This is a genomic window from Nocardia sp. NPDC059177, from assembly GCF_042755165.1.
GTDB lineage: Bacteria > Actinomycetota > Actinomycetes > Mycobacteriales > Mycobacteriaceae > Nocardia.
In genome coordinates, this window is the sequence record NZ_JBHZBX010000033.1 from 1 (window position 1) to 16854 (window position 16854).

Annotated in this window: 15 protein-coding genes; 6 read left to right on the forward strand and 9 right to left on the reverse strand. The window is 70.1% G+C overall.

Going from position 1 to position 16854, the window contains the following annotated elements:
* Positions 1-275 precede the first annotated feature (275 nt).
* Positions 276-914 carry a hypothetical protein gene (locus ACFXK0_RS27465; protein WP_379413874.1) on the reverse strand — a complete coding sequence of 213 codons (639 nt, stop codon included), beginning with the start codon at positions 912-914 and terminating at the stop codon, positions 276-278.
* A 41-nt stretch (positions 915-955) separates the two neighbouring features.
* Positions 956-2035 carry a PQQ-dependent sugar dehydrogenase gene (locus ACFXK0_RS27470; RefSeq protein ID WP_379413875.1) on the reverse strand — a complete coding sequence of 360 codons (1080 nt, stop codon included), beginning with the start codon at positions 2033-2035 and terminating at the stop codon, positions 956-958.
* Between the two features lie 195 nt (positions 2036-2230).
* On the opposite strand from ACFXK0_RS27470, the gene ACFXK0_RS27475 reads away from it, so the two are divergent.
* Together ACFXK0_RS27475 and ACFXK0_RS27480 are read left to right on the forward strand one after the other, a co-directional pair.
* Positions 2231-3745: a protein kinase gene (locus ACFXK0_RS27475; RefSeq protein WP_379413876.1), complete on the forward strand. Its 1515-nt coding sequence runs from the start codon at positions 2231-2233 to the stop codon at positions 3743-3745.
* Between the two features lie 291 nt (positions 3746-4036).
* The gene (locus ACFXK0_RS27480) at positions 4037-4633 is read left to right on the forward strand and encodes a YdcF family protein (RefSeq protein WP_379413877.1); all 597 of its coding nucleotides are present in this window, start codon (positions 4037-4039) and stop codon (positions 4631-4633) included.
* Here the strand turns inward: ACFXK0_RS27480 and ACFXK0_RS27485 are convergent.
* A complete protein-coding gene (locus tag ACFXK0_RS27485) occupies positions 4605-6803 on the reverse strand; it encodes an MMPL family transporter (RefSeq protein ID WP_379413878.1) in 2199 nt (732 codons plus the stop codon). The genes ACFXK0_RS27480 and ACFXK0_RS27485 overlap by 29 nt on opposite strands.
* Positions 6804-6929: 126 nt before the next feature.
* Complete coding sequence (locus tag ACFXK0_RS27490) at positions 6930-7919, reverse strand: alpha/beta fold hydrolase (protein WP_379413879.1); 990 nt, start codon at positions 7917-7919, stop codon at positions 6930-6932.
* 48 nt (positions 7920-7967) lie between these two features.
* Between ACFXK0_RS27490 and ACFXK0_RS27495 the strand changes: the two genes are divergently transcribed.
* A complete protein-coding gene (locus ACFXK0_RS27495) occupies positions 7968-8819 on the forward strand; it encodes an SDR family NAD(P)-dependent oxidoreductase (RefSeq protein ID WP_379413880.1) in 852 nt (283 codons plus the stop codon).
* Positions 8820-8910: 91 nt separating this feature from the next.
* Positions 8911-9891 carry a diiron oxygenase gene (locus tag ACFXK0_RS27500; RefSeq protein ID WP_379413881.1) on the forward strand — a complete coding sequence of 327 codons (981 nt, stop codon included), beginning with the start codon at positions 8911-8913 and terminating at the stop codon, positions 9889-9891.
* A 12-nt stretch (positions 9892-9903) separates the two neighbouring features.
* On the opposite strand, the gene ACFXK0_RS27505 is transcribed toward ACFXK0_RS27500, so the two are convergent.
* From ACFXK0_RS27505 to ACFXK0_RS27515, 3 genes are read right to left on the reverse strand one after another with little or no spacing between them, the layout of a single operon-like run.
* Positions 9904-10641: an SDR family NAD(P)-dependent oxidoreductase gene (locus tag ACFXK0_RS27505; RefSeq protein ID WP_379413931.1), complete on the reverse strand. Its 738-nt coding sequence runs from the start codon at positions 10639-10641 to the stop codon at positions 9904-9906.
* Positions 10642-10643: 2 nt separating this feature from the next.
* Entirely contained in the window at positions 10644-11663 is a 1020-nt protein-coding gene (locus tag ACFXK0_RS27510) for a phosphotransferase family protein (protein ID WP_379413882.1), read from the reverse strand.
* Positions 11660-12868 carry an acyl-CoA dehydrogenase family protein gene (locus ACFXK0_RS27515; RefSeq protein ID WP_379413883.1) on the reverse strand — a complete coding sequence of 403 codons (1209 nt, stop codon included), beginning with the start codon at positions 12866-12868 and terminating at the stop codon, positions 11660-11662. Before ACFXK0_RS27515 ends, ACFXK0_RS27510 begins: the two co-directional genes overlap by 4 nt.
* Before the next feature lie 130 nt (positions 12869-12998).
* Between ACFXK0_RS27515 and ACFXK0_RS27520 the strand changes: the two genes are divergently transcribed.
* On the forward strand, positions 12999-13853 hold the full coding sequence (locus ACFXK0_RS27520; RefSeq protein WP_379413884.1) for a helix-turn-helix domain-containing protein: 855 nt from the start codon (positions 12999-13001) through the stop codon (positions 13851-13853).
* Positions 13854-14119: 266 nt separating this feature from the next.
* Here ACFXK0_RS27520 and ACFXK0_RS27525 read toward each other — a convergent pair whose 3' ends face one another.
* Entirely contained in the window at positions 14120-14857 is a 738-nt protein-coding gene (locus tag ACFXK0_RS27525) for a PaaX domain-containing protein, C- domain protein (RefSeq protein ID WP_379413886.1), read from the reverse strand.
* A 101-nt stretch (positions 14858-14958) separates the two neighbouring features.
* Between ACFXK0_RS27525 and ACFXK0_RS27530 the strand changes: the two genes are divergently transcribed.
* Positions 14959-15798: an SDR family oxidoreductase gene (locus tag ACFXK0_RS27530; RefSeq protein ID WP_379413887.1), complete on the forward strand. Its 840-nt coding sequence runs from the start codon at positions 14959-14961 to the stop codon at positions 15796-15798.
* A 5-nt stretch (positions 15799-15803) separates the two neighbouring features.
* On the opposite strand, the gene ACFXK0_RS27535 is transcribed toward ACFXK0_RS27530, so the two are convergent.
* Positions 15804-16853, reverse strand: coding sequence for a glucose 1-dehydrogenase (locus tag ACFXK0_RS27535; protein ID WP_379413889.1), 1050 nt, complete (start codon positions 16851-16853; stop codon positions 15804-15806).
* Position 16854: the final 1 nt, after the last annotated feature.

Here is a 16854-nt window from a genome sequence, read left to right on the forward strand (position 1 = left end):
GTGGTCGTCGTCATCGTGGAGTAGGTCCGATCTCGCCCTGCGTCGGGCTGGATTTGCTGAGTGCCGGTGGACTCAACTCACCCTGACACGCAGGGGAAGCCTTCACCGCGCTGCGTGACTGGCACGAACGCGGAAGCATCACGGTCGCCGAAACCGTGAGCAGCGGACTGGAATCCGCGCCGAGCGCGTTGCGTGGGGTCTTCGAGGGCGGCAACCTCGGCAAACAACTGGTCCGGATCGTGCCGTCGTGACGTCGCCATCGCACCAGGCGGGTTTCAGGTGAGGGCGTGGGTGTCGAGGTAGGTGAGGGTGGCTCGGGCTCGGGTGGGGTCTGGGTGGTCGGCGAGGTGGGTGTGGAAGTGGTGGAGGGCGGTGTCGAAGGAGGGGGAAGGGGCGGTGGACGCCAGGAGGATGGCGATGACTTCCCAGGTTTCGGGGGTGGGGGTGGTACTGAGTTCCTCGGCGTAATGGGTGGGGTCGAGGAGGCGGAGGGCGCGGCGGGCATAGGTGTGGACTCGGGTGGGGAGGGTGGTGCGAATGGTGGTGATGTCGGCGGGGTGGGCGTGGCGGCCGGGGCGGGTGGGGTCGACGCGCACGGTCCAGGGTGGGGTGGGGTCGAGGAGCAGGCCGGGGCCGGTGGCTTGTTCGAGGGGGACGGTGGGCAGGCCGTGGTGGGTGGCTCGCCAGGTGCAGTATTCCCACCAGGCGCGAGGGGTGGCGGTCAGTTCCAGGCCGAAGGTGATGACCTGGTTGCCGTCGGTCCAGGTGCGCTGGAGGCGGGTGCGGCGGATGGTGGCGACACCCTCGGGGGCGTGGTGCACCCAGTGCGTGTCGGAGCCGTGGAAACCGTAGGGCTGCAGCAGCTTTCCCGCATCGCGTGTCAATCGGCGCACCGCCGAATCCGAGTCGACCATGACCGCACAGTAGCGGGCGGTACCGACAGGGACGGGCAGGCTCAGCGGGCGGGAAAGCGCAGGATCCGGTCGTCACCGGGGTGGGGGTCGCCGCGGCCGTCGGTGTTGGAGGTGGTGAGCCAGAGGGCGCCGTCGGGGGCGACGGTGACGGTGCGGAGCCGGCCGTAGGTGTCGCCGAAAGTGGACCGGGGATCGGTGGCGGTGCCGTCGGACAGTGTCGCGGTCCAGAGTCTTTCGCCGCGCAGGGCGGCGACGTAGAGGGTGTCGCCGGCGATGGCGATGCCGGAGGGTGAGGCTTCGGCGGTCGACCAGGTCAGCAGGGGGTCGGTGAAGCCGCGGTCGGTGCCACCGGGGCCTTCGACGGTGGGCCAGCCGTAGTTGTTTCCGGGTTCGATCAGATTGATCTCGTCGAGGCGGTTCTGCCCGAATTCGGCGGCGTAGAGGCGGCCGGCTCGGTCCCAGGCGAGGCCCTGGACATTGCGGTGGCCCAGGCTCAGGACCGGCGAGTTCGGGGTCGGGTTGCCGGGGGCGGGGTCGCCGTCGGGGGTCAGGCGCAGGATTTTGCCGTTCGGGCTCGACGGGTCCTGCGACAGGGCGCGGTCGCCCGCGTCGCCGGTGCCGACGTAGAGCATGCCGTCGGGTCCGAAGGCGAGACGACCGCCATTGTGGTTGCCCGCCTTGGCGATTCCGTCGAAGACGACCTCGAACGGGCCGCCGGGACGGAAGCGGACGATGCGGTTGTCGTTGTCGGCGGTGAAATAGGCGTAGACAACGCCGGATTCGCCGGGGGCGACCGCGAGGCCGAGCAGTCCCCCTTCGCCGCGGGCGACCACACCGGGTATCTCGGCGAAGAGTTCGGGGGTGCGGCCGGGTTCCACGCGCAGAATCCGGCCGGAATCGCGTTCGGCGACCAGGGCGGCACCGCCGGGGAGGAACGCCAGGCCCCAGGGCACGTCGATGTCGTGCGCGATTTCCTCCGGGGCGCCCAGGTCGGGCACTCCCCCGGCGCTGCTGGGCGCGGTGGCGGAGACGGGCGCCGGGGGCGGCGGCGCCTCGGCGGCGCAGGCGGATCCGGCCAGCAGGGCGACCGCGAGGACGGCGGCCCGCGACAGCACCGGCATGGATACTCCTCCGCGCTCGGGAGCAGGGCTGCCCTCCAGCGTAGGCGGTCGACTGCACTAGCATCGGGAGCCGGGACGCGAGGGAGGGCAAGCGGTGCACGACGGTGCGATTTTCGCCGGGTATACGGTCGAGCGCCGATTGGGGCAGGGCGGGATGGGTGCGGTGTATCTGGCCAGGCATCCCGCCTGCCGCGGTTGACCGCGTTGAAACTGCTGAACGAGGAGTTGTTCTCCGACACCGAGTTACGTGCCAGGTTCGAGCGGGAAGCCGACCTGGTCGCGCAGCTGGAGCACCCCAATATCGTCACCGTGTTCGACCGGGGCGCCGACGCCGGCCGGTTGTGGATCTCCATGCAGTATGTCGACGGGGTGGACGCGGCCACGGTCGAGCCGCTGACTCTGCCGCCGGATCGCGCCGTGCAGATCGTCGCCGAGACGGCCAAGGCGCTGGACTTCGCGCATCGGCGCGGGGTGCTGCACCGCGATGTGAAACCGGCCAACATCCTGCTGGCCAAGTCCGCGGACGCGCAGCAGCGGGTGTATCTGACCGACTTCGGGATCGCCCGAGTGGTCGACGACGCGGGCAGCCGGCTCACCCGGACCGGGACCTTCACCGCGACACTCGACTTCGCCTCACCCGAACAGCTGACCGGCGCGCAGATGGACGGCCGCGCCGACCAGTACTCCCTGGCCTGCACGCTGTACTGGCTGCTGACGGGCGCCGCGCCGTTCGAGTCGGTCCAGCCTGCCGCGGTGATCCAGGGGCACCTGCAGCAACCGCCGCCCGCACCGAGCACCGTGCGGGCCGGGCTGCCCGCCGCGCTGGACGCGGTGCTGGCGCGGGCGATGGCGAAACGGCCGGCCGACCGATACGCGTCGTGCACGGAGTTCGCCGAGGCCGCGCGGCAGACGCTGACCGTCGCCGCCGCGCCGCCCGCCACCCGGCCGGCGACCCCCGCGCAGCCGATGCCGGTTCCGCAGCCAGGCGCTGTGCCCCAGCCGGTCCCGGTTCTACAGCCGGGCGCTGTGCCCCAGCCGATCCCGATGCCGCAGCGCAGCGCTGTGCCGCCGCGACAGCCGATGCCGTACGCGCCACCACAGCAGCAGTACGCGCCGCAGTACGGCTACCGGCCGATGCCGCCGCGCGAGCGCTCGAACACCGGCCTGGTGGTGGGGTTGTCGCTGGGACTCGTCCTGGTGATCGCCGTGGGCGTCGGTATCTGGGCCGCGCTCGCCAATCGGACACCGCCGCAGCGCTATCTCGGGGAGGCGCAGCAAGCCTTCGCGCAGGTGCTGCCCCAAGCGGACGTGCCCGCGGGACAGGAATACGGCTCGGGTCGGGGATTCGGTGAAATCAACTGTAGTGGCAAAGTTTTCAGCGACCGCCTGAAGGTCGACTGGTTTTGGATGGCGGACCAGCCGGACCCGGAGATAGGTACACCGCTCGCGCAATGGCAATGCAGCTACGCGGGTAGCTATATGGTTCCCGAGGGCCTCACGCTCGCTCGGTCGGTGCGCAGCCAGGTGCGGCCCTGCCAACCGCCGCAGGTGCACATCGCCCGCCAGCCGATCACCTCCTGCTGGGCGCGGGGGTGCCGGTCGCGGGGGGACAGCGGTCGCGCGTCGACTGCCGCGGCGGTGCGCGGCTGCGGTGCGTCGCTGTGGCCGCGCAGCCCGTCGGCGAAGATGTCGGCGACCCAGCCGCGATGATTGTCGAGCAAGCTGTTCATTCTGACTCCGATGTCGAATCCACATGGCTCGGTGGATACACCATCGGCGATACCGGCGCCCCGGGCAATCCCTTCTCGGCGATATTGTAGCCAGTCACATACCGGCCGGTCCGTCTTTGGGAATCCCGCAACACCCCGGCCGCGCACGTTTTCCGCCACCAAGGTCTGCGAGAAAGCGTGTGAGTTTTCCAGTAACGACCGATAGTCCGGTAATTCCGCAGGGCGACAGCGGATTCTGTGACGACCTCGTCAGCACATTCTGGAGTTTTTCATGGTCGCCTCATTTGTCACGTTCCGGGCGATTTCCCGGCGCCTCCCCTACGCCCTGGCCGGCGCGGCCGTGATCACCGCCGCGTTCGCCGGCCCGCCACTCGCATCGGCCCAGCACGCCCCCGCCGGGGCCGCCACGTTCGCCCCGATCGGGTTCCGTGGCCCCGACACCGCGATCGTCATCCTCGGCTACGGCCTGCTGCCCGACGGCAGCATGCGGCCCGAACTCGTTGACCGGCTGACCGCGGGCTATGTCCAGTCGATGCTGGCGCCGCTCTCGCCGATCATCGTCACCGGCGGCAATCCGCACAACGGCGTCACCGAGGCCGACGCGATGACCGCGTGGCTGGTCGCGCACGGAATTCCCGAGTACCGGATCCATCGGGAGTCGCGCGCCGATTCGACGGTGCAGAACGCCGGATTCTCCGCGGAGATCCTGCGCGGGATCGGCGCGCGCGACGCCGTCATCGTCACCTCCGCCGACCATATCGACCGGGCGGTCGCGAACTTCCTCGGCGCCGGGGTCACCGTGGTGTCGGCGGTGACCCCGGACCAGCTGCCGCCGTTCGTCACGCCGTCGGTGCGGGAATCTTGGTGAGACCGGGGCCCGGATCGTCCGGAATCGGCTCACCGAGCCCGATCCGGCGCTGGATCTCCTTCATCCAGGCCGGGGCCCACCAGCAGTCGTCGCCGAGCAGTTTCATGGCGGCGGGGACCAGCAGCATGCGCAGTACGGTGGCGTCGATGATCAGCGCGGCGATCATGCCGTAGGCGACGTACTGCATCAGGACCAGGTCGGAGAAGGCGAAGGCGCCGGTCACCACCAGCAGGATCAGGGCCGCCGCGGTGATGATCCGGCCGGTGTGCGCGGTGCCGATGCGCACTGCGTCGGAGGTGCTCGCCCCGCGGGCGCGGGCCTCGACCATGCGCGAGAGCAGGAAGACCTCGTAGTCGATGGACAGGCCGTAGATGATGGCGATGATCATCACCAGCATGTTGGCCTGGATGGGCTGCGGGGTGAAGTCGAGCAGCCTCGCGCCGTGACCGTCGATGAAGATCCAGGTCAGGATGCCCAGGGTCGAGCCGAGGCCGAGCGCGCTCATGAGCGCGGCCTTGATCGGCAGGATCAGCGAACCGAAGGTCAGGAACATCAGCAGCGTCGTGACCAGCAGGACCAGCGCGATCATCAGCGGCATGCGCGAGAGCAGCGCGTCGAGGCTGTCCTGCTGGATGACCGGGACGCCGCCGACGAGCATCCGCACGCCGTCCGGCAGCTCGATCGAGCGCAGGTAATCGATGGTCGGGCCAGGGGCGTCGGAGTCGACGAGGGTGGTCTTGGTGCGGAAGACCTGCTTGTCTATGCGGGAATGCGAGGGCAGGTCGAAGGGCGCGGCGATGCCGGGAGCCGCGTTGGCCAGCTTCCACGCGTCACCGACCGCGACGCTGTTGTCGGAGACGAAGACCAGGTCGATCGGGTCGGAACGGCGGCCACGGAAGGCGTCGTCGATCTGTTCCTGGGCGACGCGGGTGCTGTTGTCCGGCGGCAGGTAGCGCTCGCTGAATCCGCCGAAGGCCAGGTTGCGGGCGGGCAGGATGAGCAGCAGCAACACGATGCACAGCACGCCGCCCACCTGGACGGGACGCCGCATCACCCACTGCGTGGTCCTGCCCCAGAAACCGTTCTCCACCTCGGCGGCTGTCCTGGTCCGGCGCAGTCGCCTGCTGCCCCACATGTCCACGCGCCGCCCGAGCACGGCCAGCATGGCCGGCAGCAGAGTGATCGCGGTGAGCGCCGCGAGCGAGACGGTGGCTATGGCGCCGTAGGCGATCGATTTCAGGAAGCCGTGGGGGAACAGCAGCAAGCCGCCCGCGCTGGCGATGATCATCGTCGCGGAGAACACCACAGTGCGGCCCGCGGTCGTCACGGTGCGCCGCACCGCGGTCGCGGTGTCGTGGCCTGCGTCGAGTTCTTCGCGGAAGCGGCTGACGATGAACAGGCCGTAGTCGATGGCCAGGCCGGCACCGATCATCGACACCACCGGTGCGACGAAGGAGTTCACCTCGGTGACGTGGGTGAAGGTGCGTACGATGCCGCTCGCGCCGAGCATTGTCAGCCCGCCGACGATCAACGGCAGCGCGGCGGCGACCACCCCGCCGAAGATGAAGAACAGCAGTAGCGCGACCAGCGGGAACGCCAGGAATTCCATCCGCCGGATATCGTCGGCGAGGGTGTCGTTGAGCGCACCGGCGACCGGCTGCAGGCCGCCGACCTGCACATCGATGCCGGGAATGGCGAAGGCGTCCTTCGCCTTACGGTTGCTGCGCAGCATCTCGGTGTCGTTGTCGCCGACCAGCGCCACCGCCGCGACCGCGCGCTGCCGGTCCGGGGTGGCGAACGGGGCGCCGCTGGCCCGGCCGGTGTCGGTGGGCCAGTAGGCGCCGTTGACGCCGGCGATCACGCCGGGGTATCGGCGCGGCAGGTCGTTGAGGTGCGCGACGATGGTGCGGCTGAATTCCGGGTCGTCGACGGTCTTTCCGGGTGGGGCGGTGTAGAGGACGACGACGTCGAGGTCGTGATTGCGCCCGAACGCGGCGTCGGCCAGCCGTGCCGCGAGCGCGGATTCCGACCCGGGGTCGTCCATGCCGCCGGAACTCAGGTGGTCGTGCAGGCCGAGCCCGTAGCCGCCGAGGGCCAGCAGGGCGGCGACGACGACGCCGAGCACGGCGAATCGGAAACGGTGGACGAGATGGCCCCAGCGCGTGAACACCCCATCCAAAGTACCGCTGCGCGGCGGGGTTTCCCGGAGTTCGGCGATCCGCTTGGTGGTATTCACAACCGGCGGAGCCCGCAGCAGCCCGGGTGGCGCCGAACTGAGTGCGGTCGACCGGCCGGTCTAGGACCGGGTGGGTGTGGCGAGGCCGAGTTCGCGCAGGGCGCCGGTGAGGAAAGTGTTGACCGCTGAGGTCTGTTCGAGCTGGACGAGGTGACCCGCGTCCGGAACCCGCACCACCGCACGCAGATCGGTGACGTTGGCGCGCAGGGTGGCGAGGGGGTCGCGGCCGCTGAAGCCTTCCATGTCGGGGTCGTTCTCGCCGTAGAGGAAGTAGGTCGGGACCTCGACGGTGGCCTCGGCGAAGGGGGCGGTGAGTTCCCAGTTGCGGTCGAGGTTGCGGTACCAGTTGAGGCCGCCGGTGAAGCCGGTGCGTTCGAATTCGGTGGCCAGGGTGTCGAATTCGGCCTCGTCGAGCCAGGGCCACGGCAGGGCGGGCGCCTGCGGGAGTACATCGAGGTAGCCGAGGCCGGGCGGGTTCTTCCAGGTGTCGAGGTAGTGGTAGTCGCCGGAGAGCGAGTAGTAGACGCGGGCCAGGAATTCCCGTGGGCGCGCGGCCAGTTCGGCGTCGGCTACGCCCGGTTCCTGGAAGTAGGCCAAGTGCAGGAAGTGCCGCTCGGCGGCCTTGGTCCAGAAGCCGGAGGGGGCGCGCGGTGGGCGGGGCGCGAACGGGTTGTTCAGCACCACGGCGGCTGCGACGCGGTCGGGGGCGCGCAGGGCCAGCTCCCAGACGAGCTGGGCGCCGAAGTCCAGGCCGACGAAGACGGCCTTGTCCGCGCCGATGTCGTCGAGCAGGGCCAGCAGGTCGCCGATCACCGCCTCGTTGGTGTAGGCGGTGACATCGTCGGGCGCCTCGGTCTGTCCGTACCCGCGCAGATCGGGGGCGATGGCGCGGAATCCGGCGGCGGCCACGGCGCCGAGCTGGCGGTGCCAGATGAAGCCGGTGTGCGGGAACCCGTGGCAGAACACGACGGGAAAGCCCTGTCCCTGCTCGGTGAGGTGCATTCGCGCACCGTCGGTGTCGAGGAATCGATGGGTCAGCTCCACTACCATCTCCAATTTCTAGAACGTGTTCTCATTTCACGGTAGTGTCCTGGAGTCATGAGCGGAACACCCCAGATGCTGGCCGGGCGAGTCGCGGTGGTGACCGGCGCCAGCCGCGGTATCGGCAAGGGCATCGCCCTGGAACTCGGCGCGGCCGGGGCGACGGTCTACGTCACCGGACGCACCACCGCACCGGGCAAGCTGCCCGGCACCGTGCACGCCACCGCCGCCGAGATCACCGAGCTGGGCGGGCACGGCGTGGCCGTGGTCTGCGACCATCGCGACGACGCCGCCGTCGAGCAGCTCTTCACCCAGGTCCGCGCCGAGCAGGGCAGGCTCGACCTGCTGGTGAACAATGTCTACAACTCCCCCGCCGCCGCGCGCTGGCTCGGCCGCAAGTTCTGGGACGTGCCTGCGAAGGCGTGGGACGAGACGTTCGAGGTCGGCGTTCGATCGCACTATGTGGCCAGCGTTTTCGCCGCGCCGCTGCTGATCGAGTCGGCGGGCCTGATCGTCAACGTGTCCTCCCCCGGCGCGCAGCGCTACATGCACAATGCCGTCTACGGTGTCGGCAAGACCGCACTGGATCGGCTCACCGCCGACCTGGCCCACGACCTGGACGGCACCGGCGCCACGGCGGTGTCGATCTGGCCCGGCATCGTCGACACCGAACTCCTGCAGCTGGTGCCCGCCGACGATCAGGGCCGCCGGGTGGTCACCCTGCCCGGCGAGGGCAGCTTCGATCTCGACGCGGCCGAGACGCCGCGTTTCCCCGGCCGGGCGGTGGTGGCACTGGCCGCCGACGCGGACCGGGCATCGACCCGCGCGGGCAAGGCCTGGAAGGTCGCCGACCTCGCGGTGGCCTACGGCTTCACCGATGTCGACGGTCGGATCCCGCGCGCCGACTGAACAGCCTAGAAATAGGTGGAACAGTGCGTTACAGTTACCTTGGGACATGCGCCGGAAACCACGCGCATCCCGGTGACCTGGGAGAGAAACAATGACGTTCTCGAAGACTACGACCCGTTCCCCGGACTATGCCGACACCCTGCTCACCCTGTCGGAGGGATCGGTCCATCGACGGTTCGATCCCTATCTCGACATCGACTGGGACGCACCGGAGCTGGCGATCGACCGCGATGACCCGCGCTGGGTGCTCTCGGCCGAGCTCGACCCGCTCGGCGCGACCAGCTGGTATCAGGACCTGCCGCTGGAGCGCCGCATCGAGATCGGCCGGTGGCGCCAGGCCAATGCCGCCAAGGTCGGGCTGGCGTTCGAATCCATCCTCATCCGCGGGATGATGCAGTACGCGATGGCCCTGCCCAACGGCTCACCCGAATTCCGGTACTGCCTCCACGAGATGACCGAGGAGTGCAACCACATCCAGATGTTCCAGGAGCTGGTGAACCGGATCGGCGACGACGTGCCAGGTATGCGGCCGTTGTTCCGGCTCGCCTCACCGTTCATCGGCGTCGCGGGCGGCTACTTCTGGGTGATCCTGTTCATCGGCATCCTCGGCGGCGAGGAGCCGATCGACCACTACCAGAAGGCGCTGCTGCGCTCGGGCACCGCCACCCAGCCGACGCTGCGGCGGATCATGGAGATCCACATCGCCGAGGAGGCCCGCCACATCTCCTTCGCCAACGAGTTCCTGCGCGCCCACATCGCCCGGATGAACCCGGTGAGCAGCGCGGTGTGCGCGGTGTCGTTCCCGATCGCGATGCGCTGGCTGGCCGACGAACTCGTCAAACCGCCGAAGTCCTTCGCCCGCAAGTTCGACATCCCCGACGAGGTGTTCGACGACGCGTTCTGGCGCAGCCCGGCCTCACGCAAGATCCTCAGCGGTTTCTTCGGCGACATGCGCACCCTGGCCGACGAACTCGGGTTCCGGAACCGGGTGACCAAGCCGCTGTGGAAGCTGCTGAAGATCGACGGCGGCTACACCCGCTATCGCGGCGAACCGGACCGTCGCGCGAGCTGACGTGGCCGCCGGTCAGGCGTGATAGGCGTCGGCCCCGGCGCGGGAGATGACGATATCGGGGACGACGGCGCGCGCCGAGAGCCGCAGGATCGCGTCCACCAGTTCGACGACGTCGTTGACCGTGAGCATGGTCTCGGGCGGGATCCGGTCATGGATCCAGGCGCTCATCTCGGTGTCGACATAGCCGGGCGCGAGCGCGGTCGCGGTGACTCCGTTGCCCGATTCCTCCGCGTTGAGGGTGGCCAGCAGCGAGATGAGCGCGGCCTTGGCCGCGCCGTAGACCGCGAGCCCGGCCTCGGCGTAAACCCCGGTGATCGAGGACAGCGCGATCACCTTGGCCCCGCGCGCGGGTTCGGCTGCCGCGCCGGCGCGCAGCAGCGGCAGCACTCCCTGGATGAGCTGCAACGGTGCGCGCACATTGACCGCGAGAGTCTTGTCGAAGCGGCGCATCGAGGACTCCGCCAGTGTGCCCGCGGTGCCGACGCCGGCATTGAGGATCAAGGCGGACAGGCTGTCGTGCCGGTCGGCGTGGGCGGCGACGACACGGGCGATGCCCTCCTCGTCGGCCATGTCGGCGGCGACGGGCACCACCTGCGGTGCGCCCGCCGCGCGCAGTTCCCCGGCGACCACCTCGAGGCGGTCGGCGTCGCGGGCGCTGATGGTCAGCGCGTAGCCCTGCTCGGCGAGCCGGTGCGCGATGCCGCGGCCGATGCCACGGGAGGCACCGCTGATCAGGGCGGAACGGGTGATGGTCACAGTTTTCCTCGCAGTGCGCGTAGTCCGGCGGCCATGAATTCCGGGGTGGCCTCGGCGGCGCGTTCGGCGGCCGAGCCCGCGTCGGAACCCTGGCGCGCACGGTGGGTGATGCCCTCGCCGATGACGCCGAGCTTGAAGTTGGCCAGCGCCAGATAGAAACCCCAGTCGCCGAGGTCGCGACCGGCCGCGGTGGCATAGGCCTGGGCGAGATCGTCGGGGCCGGGCAGGCGGTCGCTGGTCCAGGCGGCGCGGGAGCCGAGGACCAGGTCGAACACCGGTGAGCGGTAGACGCACATCAGGGCGGCGTCGGTGAGCGGGTCGCCGAGGGTGGACAGTTCCCAATCCACCACGGCGCGTACCTGTCCCGGGTCGGTCGCGTCGAGAATCGTGTTGTCGATCCGGAAGTCGCCGTGCACGATCGAGGCGCCCGAATGCTGCGGCACGGCCTCGGCCAGCGCGGCGTGCAGCGTGGCGACGTCGGGCAGTTCGCGGGTCTTGACCCGGTCCCATTGCGAGGCCCACAGTTTCACCTGACGGGCGACGAAACCGGCGGGCCTGCCGAACTCGCCCAGCCCGACCGCGGCGGGATCGACCGCGTGCAGGTCGGCCAGCACACGGACCAGTTCGCCGGTGGCGGCGTGCACCTGGTCGTCGGTGAGCGCGGCGAGGTCGTCCTGATCGCGTACGACGGTGCCCTCGACGAATTCGACGACGGTCATCGGGGCGCCCAGCGCGCTGCCCTCGGCGTCGAAGGCGACGGTCTTCGCGACCGGCACCGCGGAGTCCTGCAGCGCGCTGGTGACGGTGAACTCGCGTGCCATGTCGTGCGCCGAGGGGGTCAGCCCGGCAACCGGTGGGCGGCGCACCACCCAGCGCGATACCTCGTCGGCGGCGGCGAAGGTCAGGTTCGAGCGCCCGCCGCTGATCAGCTCGACCCGCAGCTCGCCGCGGACCTCGACACCGTGGTCGCGCAGGAACTTCTCCAGTGCGGCGACATCCATTCCGGGCAGGCTCATTCGCTGTCCCGCAGTGCTCGCTTGGCCGCGCTCACCGCGCGCTTGGCGATGGCCCACCGGTGCACCTCGGAGGGGCCGTCGTAGATCCGGAACGGGCGCACCTCGCGTGAGAGGCGAGCCAGCGGCAGGTCGGCGGAGACACCGAGGCCGCCGCACATCTGCATGCTGCGGTCGACGATGCGGAAGATCGCCTCGGCGGCGAAGGTTTTCGCGATGGAGGTGGAGTTCGCGGCCGCGTCGCCGTTGTCGAGTTCCCAGCAGGCGCGGGTCAGCAGGGCGCGGGTGGCGGCGATATCGATCTCGTTGTCGGCGATCATCTGCTGGATCATGCCGAGATCGCCCAGGCGGGAACCGAAGCCCTGACGTTCGGCCACCCGCGCCACCGCGACATCGTGGCCGCGGCGGGCCGCGCCCAGCCAGCGCATCACATGGGTCATTCGGGCGGGGCCCAGACGCACCTGGGCGTATTCGAAACCGCGGTCGACCTCGCCGAGCACGGCCGAGTCCGGGACCAGCAGATCCTCGAAGAACACCTCGCAGTGCCCGCCGATCATCGAGCGGTCCAGGGTGCCGATGTGCCTGCCCACACGGAGGCCGGGGGTGTCGGCGGGCGCCAGGAACATGGTGGCGCCGCCGCGCTGGCCGGGTTCGCCGGAGGTGCGGGCCATGATGATGAAGAAGCCGGCGCCGTCGGCACCGGTGATGAACCACTTGTGACCGTTGATCCGCCAGCCGCCCTCGGCACGCACGGCGCGGGTGGTGAGCGCGGCGGGGTCCGAGCCCGCGCCGGGGGCGGGTTCGGTCATCGCGAACGCCGAGCGCACCTCGCCACGGGCGAGCGGGGCCAGGTACTGCTGCTTCTGCTCCGGGTCGGCGATGTGGGCGAGCATGTGCACATTGCCCTCGTCGGGGGCGGCGATGTTCAGCGCGGTCGGACCGAACAGCGAGTAGCCGGCCTCTTCGAAGACCGGGGCGCGATCGGACATGCCGAGGCCGTGGCCGCCGTATTCGACCGGGGCGTGCGGGGCGAAGACACCGGCGTCGCGGGCGGCCTGTTGCAGTTCGATCCGGATCTTCTCGCCACCGGCGGCGGCGATGTCACCGTCGTGCGCGTCCTCGAGCCCGAGCACCTGCTCGCGGACGAAGGCGCGGGTGGCCGCGACCAGCCGCTGCACCTCGGCGGGATGGGACAGCTCGATCGCCACGGATCGACTCCTCGCTCTCACGAGCCGAACGTTCGCTCGGCTGTCGACATTATCGACAGTGACATAACTGAGTTAACTGTGTCAATGAACGGCCACTCGGATAGTCCCGTGTTCAGTTATTCTGAACACCATGAACACCTCTGAACAGGAGGCGCTGGGTGCGCGGGTGCGCCGCGCTCGCACCGCCGCCGGGTTGTCACTGCGGGAGACCGCGGGCCGGATCGGCGTCAGCCCGGCGACCCTCAGCGCGATCGAGAACGGCAAGACCGGCGTCTCGGCCGCCCGGTTGATCGCGCTGGCCGAGGTGTTCGGCATCGCCGCGTCGGCCTTGCTCGGCGAACAGCGCACACCGGCCACCCACCACCCGAGGACCATCGATCCCGGGGGGCACGCACCGGATGCCTGGCGGGTGTTCCCGCCGCTCGCCATCGATCCCGTGCTCGCCGCGGCCATCGCCGCGTTCGTCGAGACCGGCTACCACGGCGCCACCATGCGCACGATCGCCCAGCGTGCCGGCATGAGTGTGCCGGGCGTGTACCACCACTACCGGGACAAACAGGATCTGCTGGTCCGGGCCCTCGACCTGACCATGGACGAGCTGCACCGGCGCGTCGGTGCCGCCCGCCGGGAGGCCGGGACCGCGCGGGAGCGGGTGGCGCGCGTGGTGGAGGCGCTCGCGCTGTTCCACACTCATCGCCGCGAGCTGGCCTTCATCGGCGCGAGCGAGATGCGCAGCCTGACACCGGCGAACCGGCGCCGGATCGCGGCCTCGCGCAACGAGATCCAGCATCTGCTCGACGCCGATATCGACAGCGCCCTCACCGAGGCGGGCCTGGCCACCGATCGTGCCCGCGCCGCCGGACGGGCGATCTCGACCATGTGTACGTCACTGCCACAATGGTTTCGGCTCGACGGCACGGCGACACCGGAGCAGATCGCCACCGACTACGCGGCCTTCGCACTCGGCATGCTCGGCATCGGGTAGGACTGAGGGCCGACGGCCGTTCCGGTGACGGCGCACCCGAATTACGGTGCGCGGCAACCGAAACGACCCGTCTACCGCGTGGCCGTCGCGTGACGCCGTACTGCCGGTGTGTGCGACCCGCCCCCAACTGTCCGGGGCGGGTCCTTCCCCACGCACCATGCGGCGCCGCCACGTCGCACGGCCCTCACCATGGTAGGCGCTAGGGCCCGCAGATCGAGGGAGGCGCACGGGAGCCGGGCGTGGATGTTGCGTCGTGGCGCGGTTTCTCAGGGCGCGACGGGTTCCGGACCGAGCGTGCGGAACCACGCGAGGTAGGCGGTGGTCCGCGCGCGCAGCGCGTCGGCGGGCCAGCCGGGCGGCCGGAGTTCGGCGGGCAGCACCGGGTCGGTGGTGAGGTGGTCGAGCCCGGCGCAGACTGCGGTGAATCTCGCTGTGGGATCGGTGGTTTCGATGGCGGCCAGGAGCCGGGTGGCGCGCTCGGCCCAGTCGGTGAGCGGCCACAACCGGCCGGTCAGCCGGACCGGGTCGTCGACCGGGTGGGTGCGCAGGCGGTGGACGGCGTCGTCGAACCCGGCCGGCCAGGGCCGGTCGAGGTTGGCCGGGCGCATCCAGACGCCCTCACGCAACTCGGCCATGCGCAGCGACAGCAACGCCGCGCGCAGGGCGGCGCGATCGGCGGCGGGGCGGCCGGTCGCGGTGACGACGACCTGGTCCCAGTCCCCCGACCACGGCCGGGTGATCGGCGCGACGAGTTCGCCGCGCCGGGCGCGCAGGGCCGGAACGAGGGTGTAGGCGCGCTGTTCGCGCACCAGATCACCGGCGGCGACCATCCGGGAGACGGCCACCCGCACGGTGGGCTCGGGATAGCCGATGGCGGTGGTGGCGGCACAGATCTCGCGGGCGGTCATCGTGGGGGAATCGGCGGCGATGAGGATGCGGACCAGCGCCGAGCGCGCCGACACCGGGCGGATGTCGACATCGGAGCCGGTCACAGCGGTCTGCACGAGCCCGAGTCTACATATTTCACTATTGCCACAGTTGTTCTTCATCTGTAACGTCCTGGTGCACAGCCGCCTCGCGGCGCCGTCGACGACAAGGAGTCTCCATGGCCACCCCGTTCCCGCTGGCCGGACGCACGATGATCATGTCCGGTGGTAGCCGCGGTATCGGCCTGGCGATCGCGGTCGCCGCCGCGCGCCAGGGCGCCAATATCGTGCTGCTGGCCAAGACCGATGTGCCCGACCCGCGCCTGCCCGGCACCATCCACACCGCGGCCGCCGAGATCGAGGCGGCGGGCGGCCAGGCGCTCGCCGTGGTCGGCGACGTCCGCGACGAAGCCTCGGTGGCGAACGCGGTGGCCAAGGCGGTGGAACGCTTCGGCGGAATCGACTACTGCGTCAACAACGCCTCGGCGATCGCGCTCGCCCCGACCGAGGAACTGCCGATCAAACGCTTCGATCTCATGCAGCAGATCCAGTTGCGCGGCACCTATCTGCTCTCCTCGGCCTGCCTGCCGCACCTGCGCGCCAGCGAGAACGCGCACATCCTGAGCCTGTCGCCGCCGTTGAACCTCACTCCCAAATGGCTCGGTTCCTACCCGGCCTACATGCTCGCCAAGTACGGCATGTCCCTGCTGACGCTGGGCTGGGCCGCCGAGTACGCCGAGCACGGCGTCGCGGCCAACTGCCTGTGGCCCGAGACGCTGATCGCGACCGCCGCGGTGCAGAACCTGCTCGGCGGCGACGACGCGATCGCCAAGGCCCGCACACCGCAGATCGTGGCCGACGCGGCCGTGGCGATCCTCGGCAAGGACGCGCGCACCACCACCGGCAACACCTTCCTCGATGTCGAGGTGCTGCGCGCCGAGGGCATCACCGATCTGTCGGCCTACGGCGGCGCGGGCGAACTCGAGTACGACATCTTCGTCGACCCGCCGCAGGACTGAGCCGCTCACAGGTCGATGACGACCTTGATGTCGGTGTGATCACCCGGATCGAAGGCTTCCAGGGCCCGCTCGAGCGGCAGGCGCCGGGTGATCAGCCGGGTCAGCCAGGTGGCGTCGGCCTTCGCCAGCGCGGCGGCGGCGAGTTCGTAGTGGTGGCGGTTGGCGTTGACCGAGCCGAAGACCAGCGCGTTGTCCAGCACGATATTGCGGTTCAGGCCGCCGATATCGACCTCGGTGTCGGTGCCGGGGGTGGACACCCCGGTCAGGCACACGATCACGCCGGGGTTGTTCACCTCCATCGCCGCCAGGGCGACCGCGGGCGCTCCCGTCGCCTCGATGACCACATCCGGGTCGATCTCGTCGGCCACCTCCGCGGCCGAGCCGGTGTGGAAGGTGCCGCCGAGATCGGCGACCAGCCCCGGTTTCGGGCCCTGGTCGGAGCGGTCGAGCACATGTACGTCCAGGCCGCGCTGGGCGCCGAGCAGCGCCGCCAGCAAGCCGATCGGCCCGGCGCCGGTGACCAGCACCGATTTCGGTTCGAACCAGGCCCGATTGTTGATCCGCTCGATCTGGTCCCAGGCCTTGGCGACCACTGTCGTCGGTTCCATCAGCACCCCGACTTCGGCCAGCGCCGGATCGAGTTTGACGGTGTAGTCGGCCAGGACCGACCAGGACGTCGACCCGTAGCCGTCGATCTCCTTGATCCCGCGCTCGACGTAGTCGCCGTTGCGGCACATGTCGAACTGGCCGCGCGCGCAGGCACCGCACGGCACCGGGTCCGGCCTGCGCACGATGCCGACGACGAGATCGCCGGGAGCGAAACCACTTCCGTCGGGCGCGGTGCGCACCCGGCCCAGTGATTCGTGCCCGAGGACAAGGCGGTCCTTGCCGGGCGGCGCCCAGCCGTAGAGACCGCCGGCGATCTCGCGGTCGGTCCCGCAGATCCCCAGCGCTACACCGTCGACGAGAAGCTCGCCGGGCCCGGCGACCGGGTCGGGCACGTCCTCCACCTTCAGTGATCCGGCCTGGTTCGGCATCACCGTCAACGCACGCATG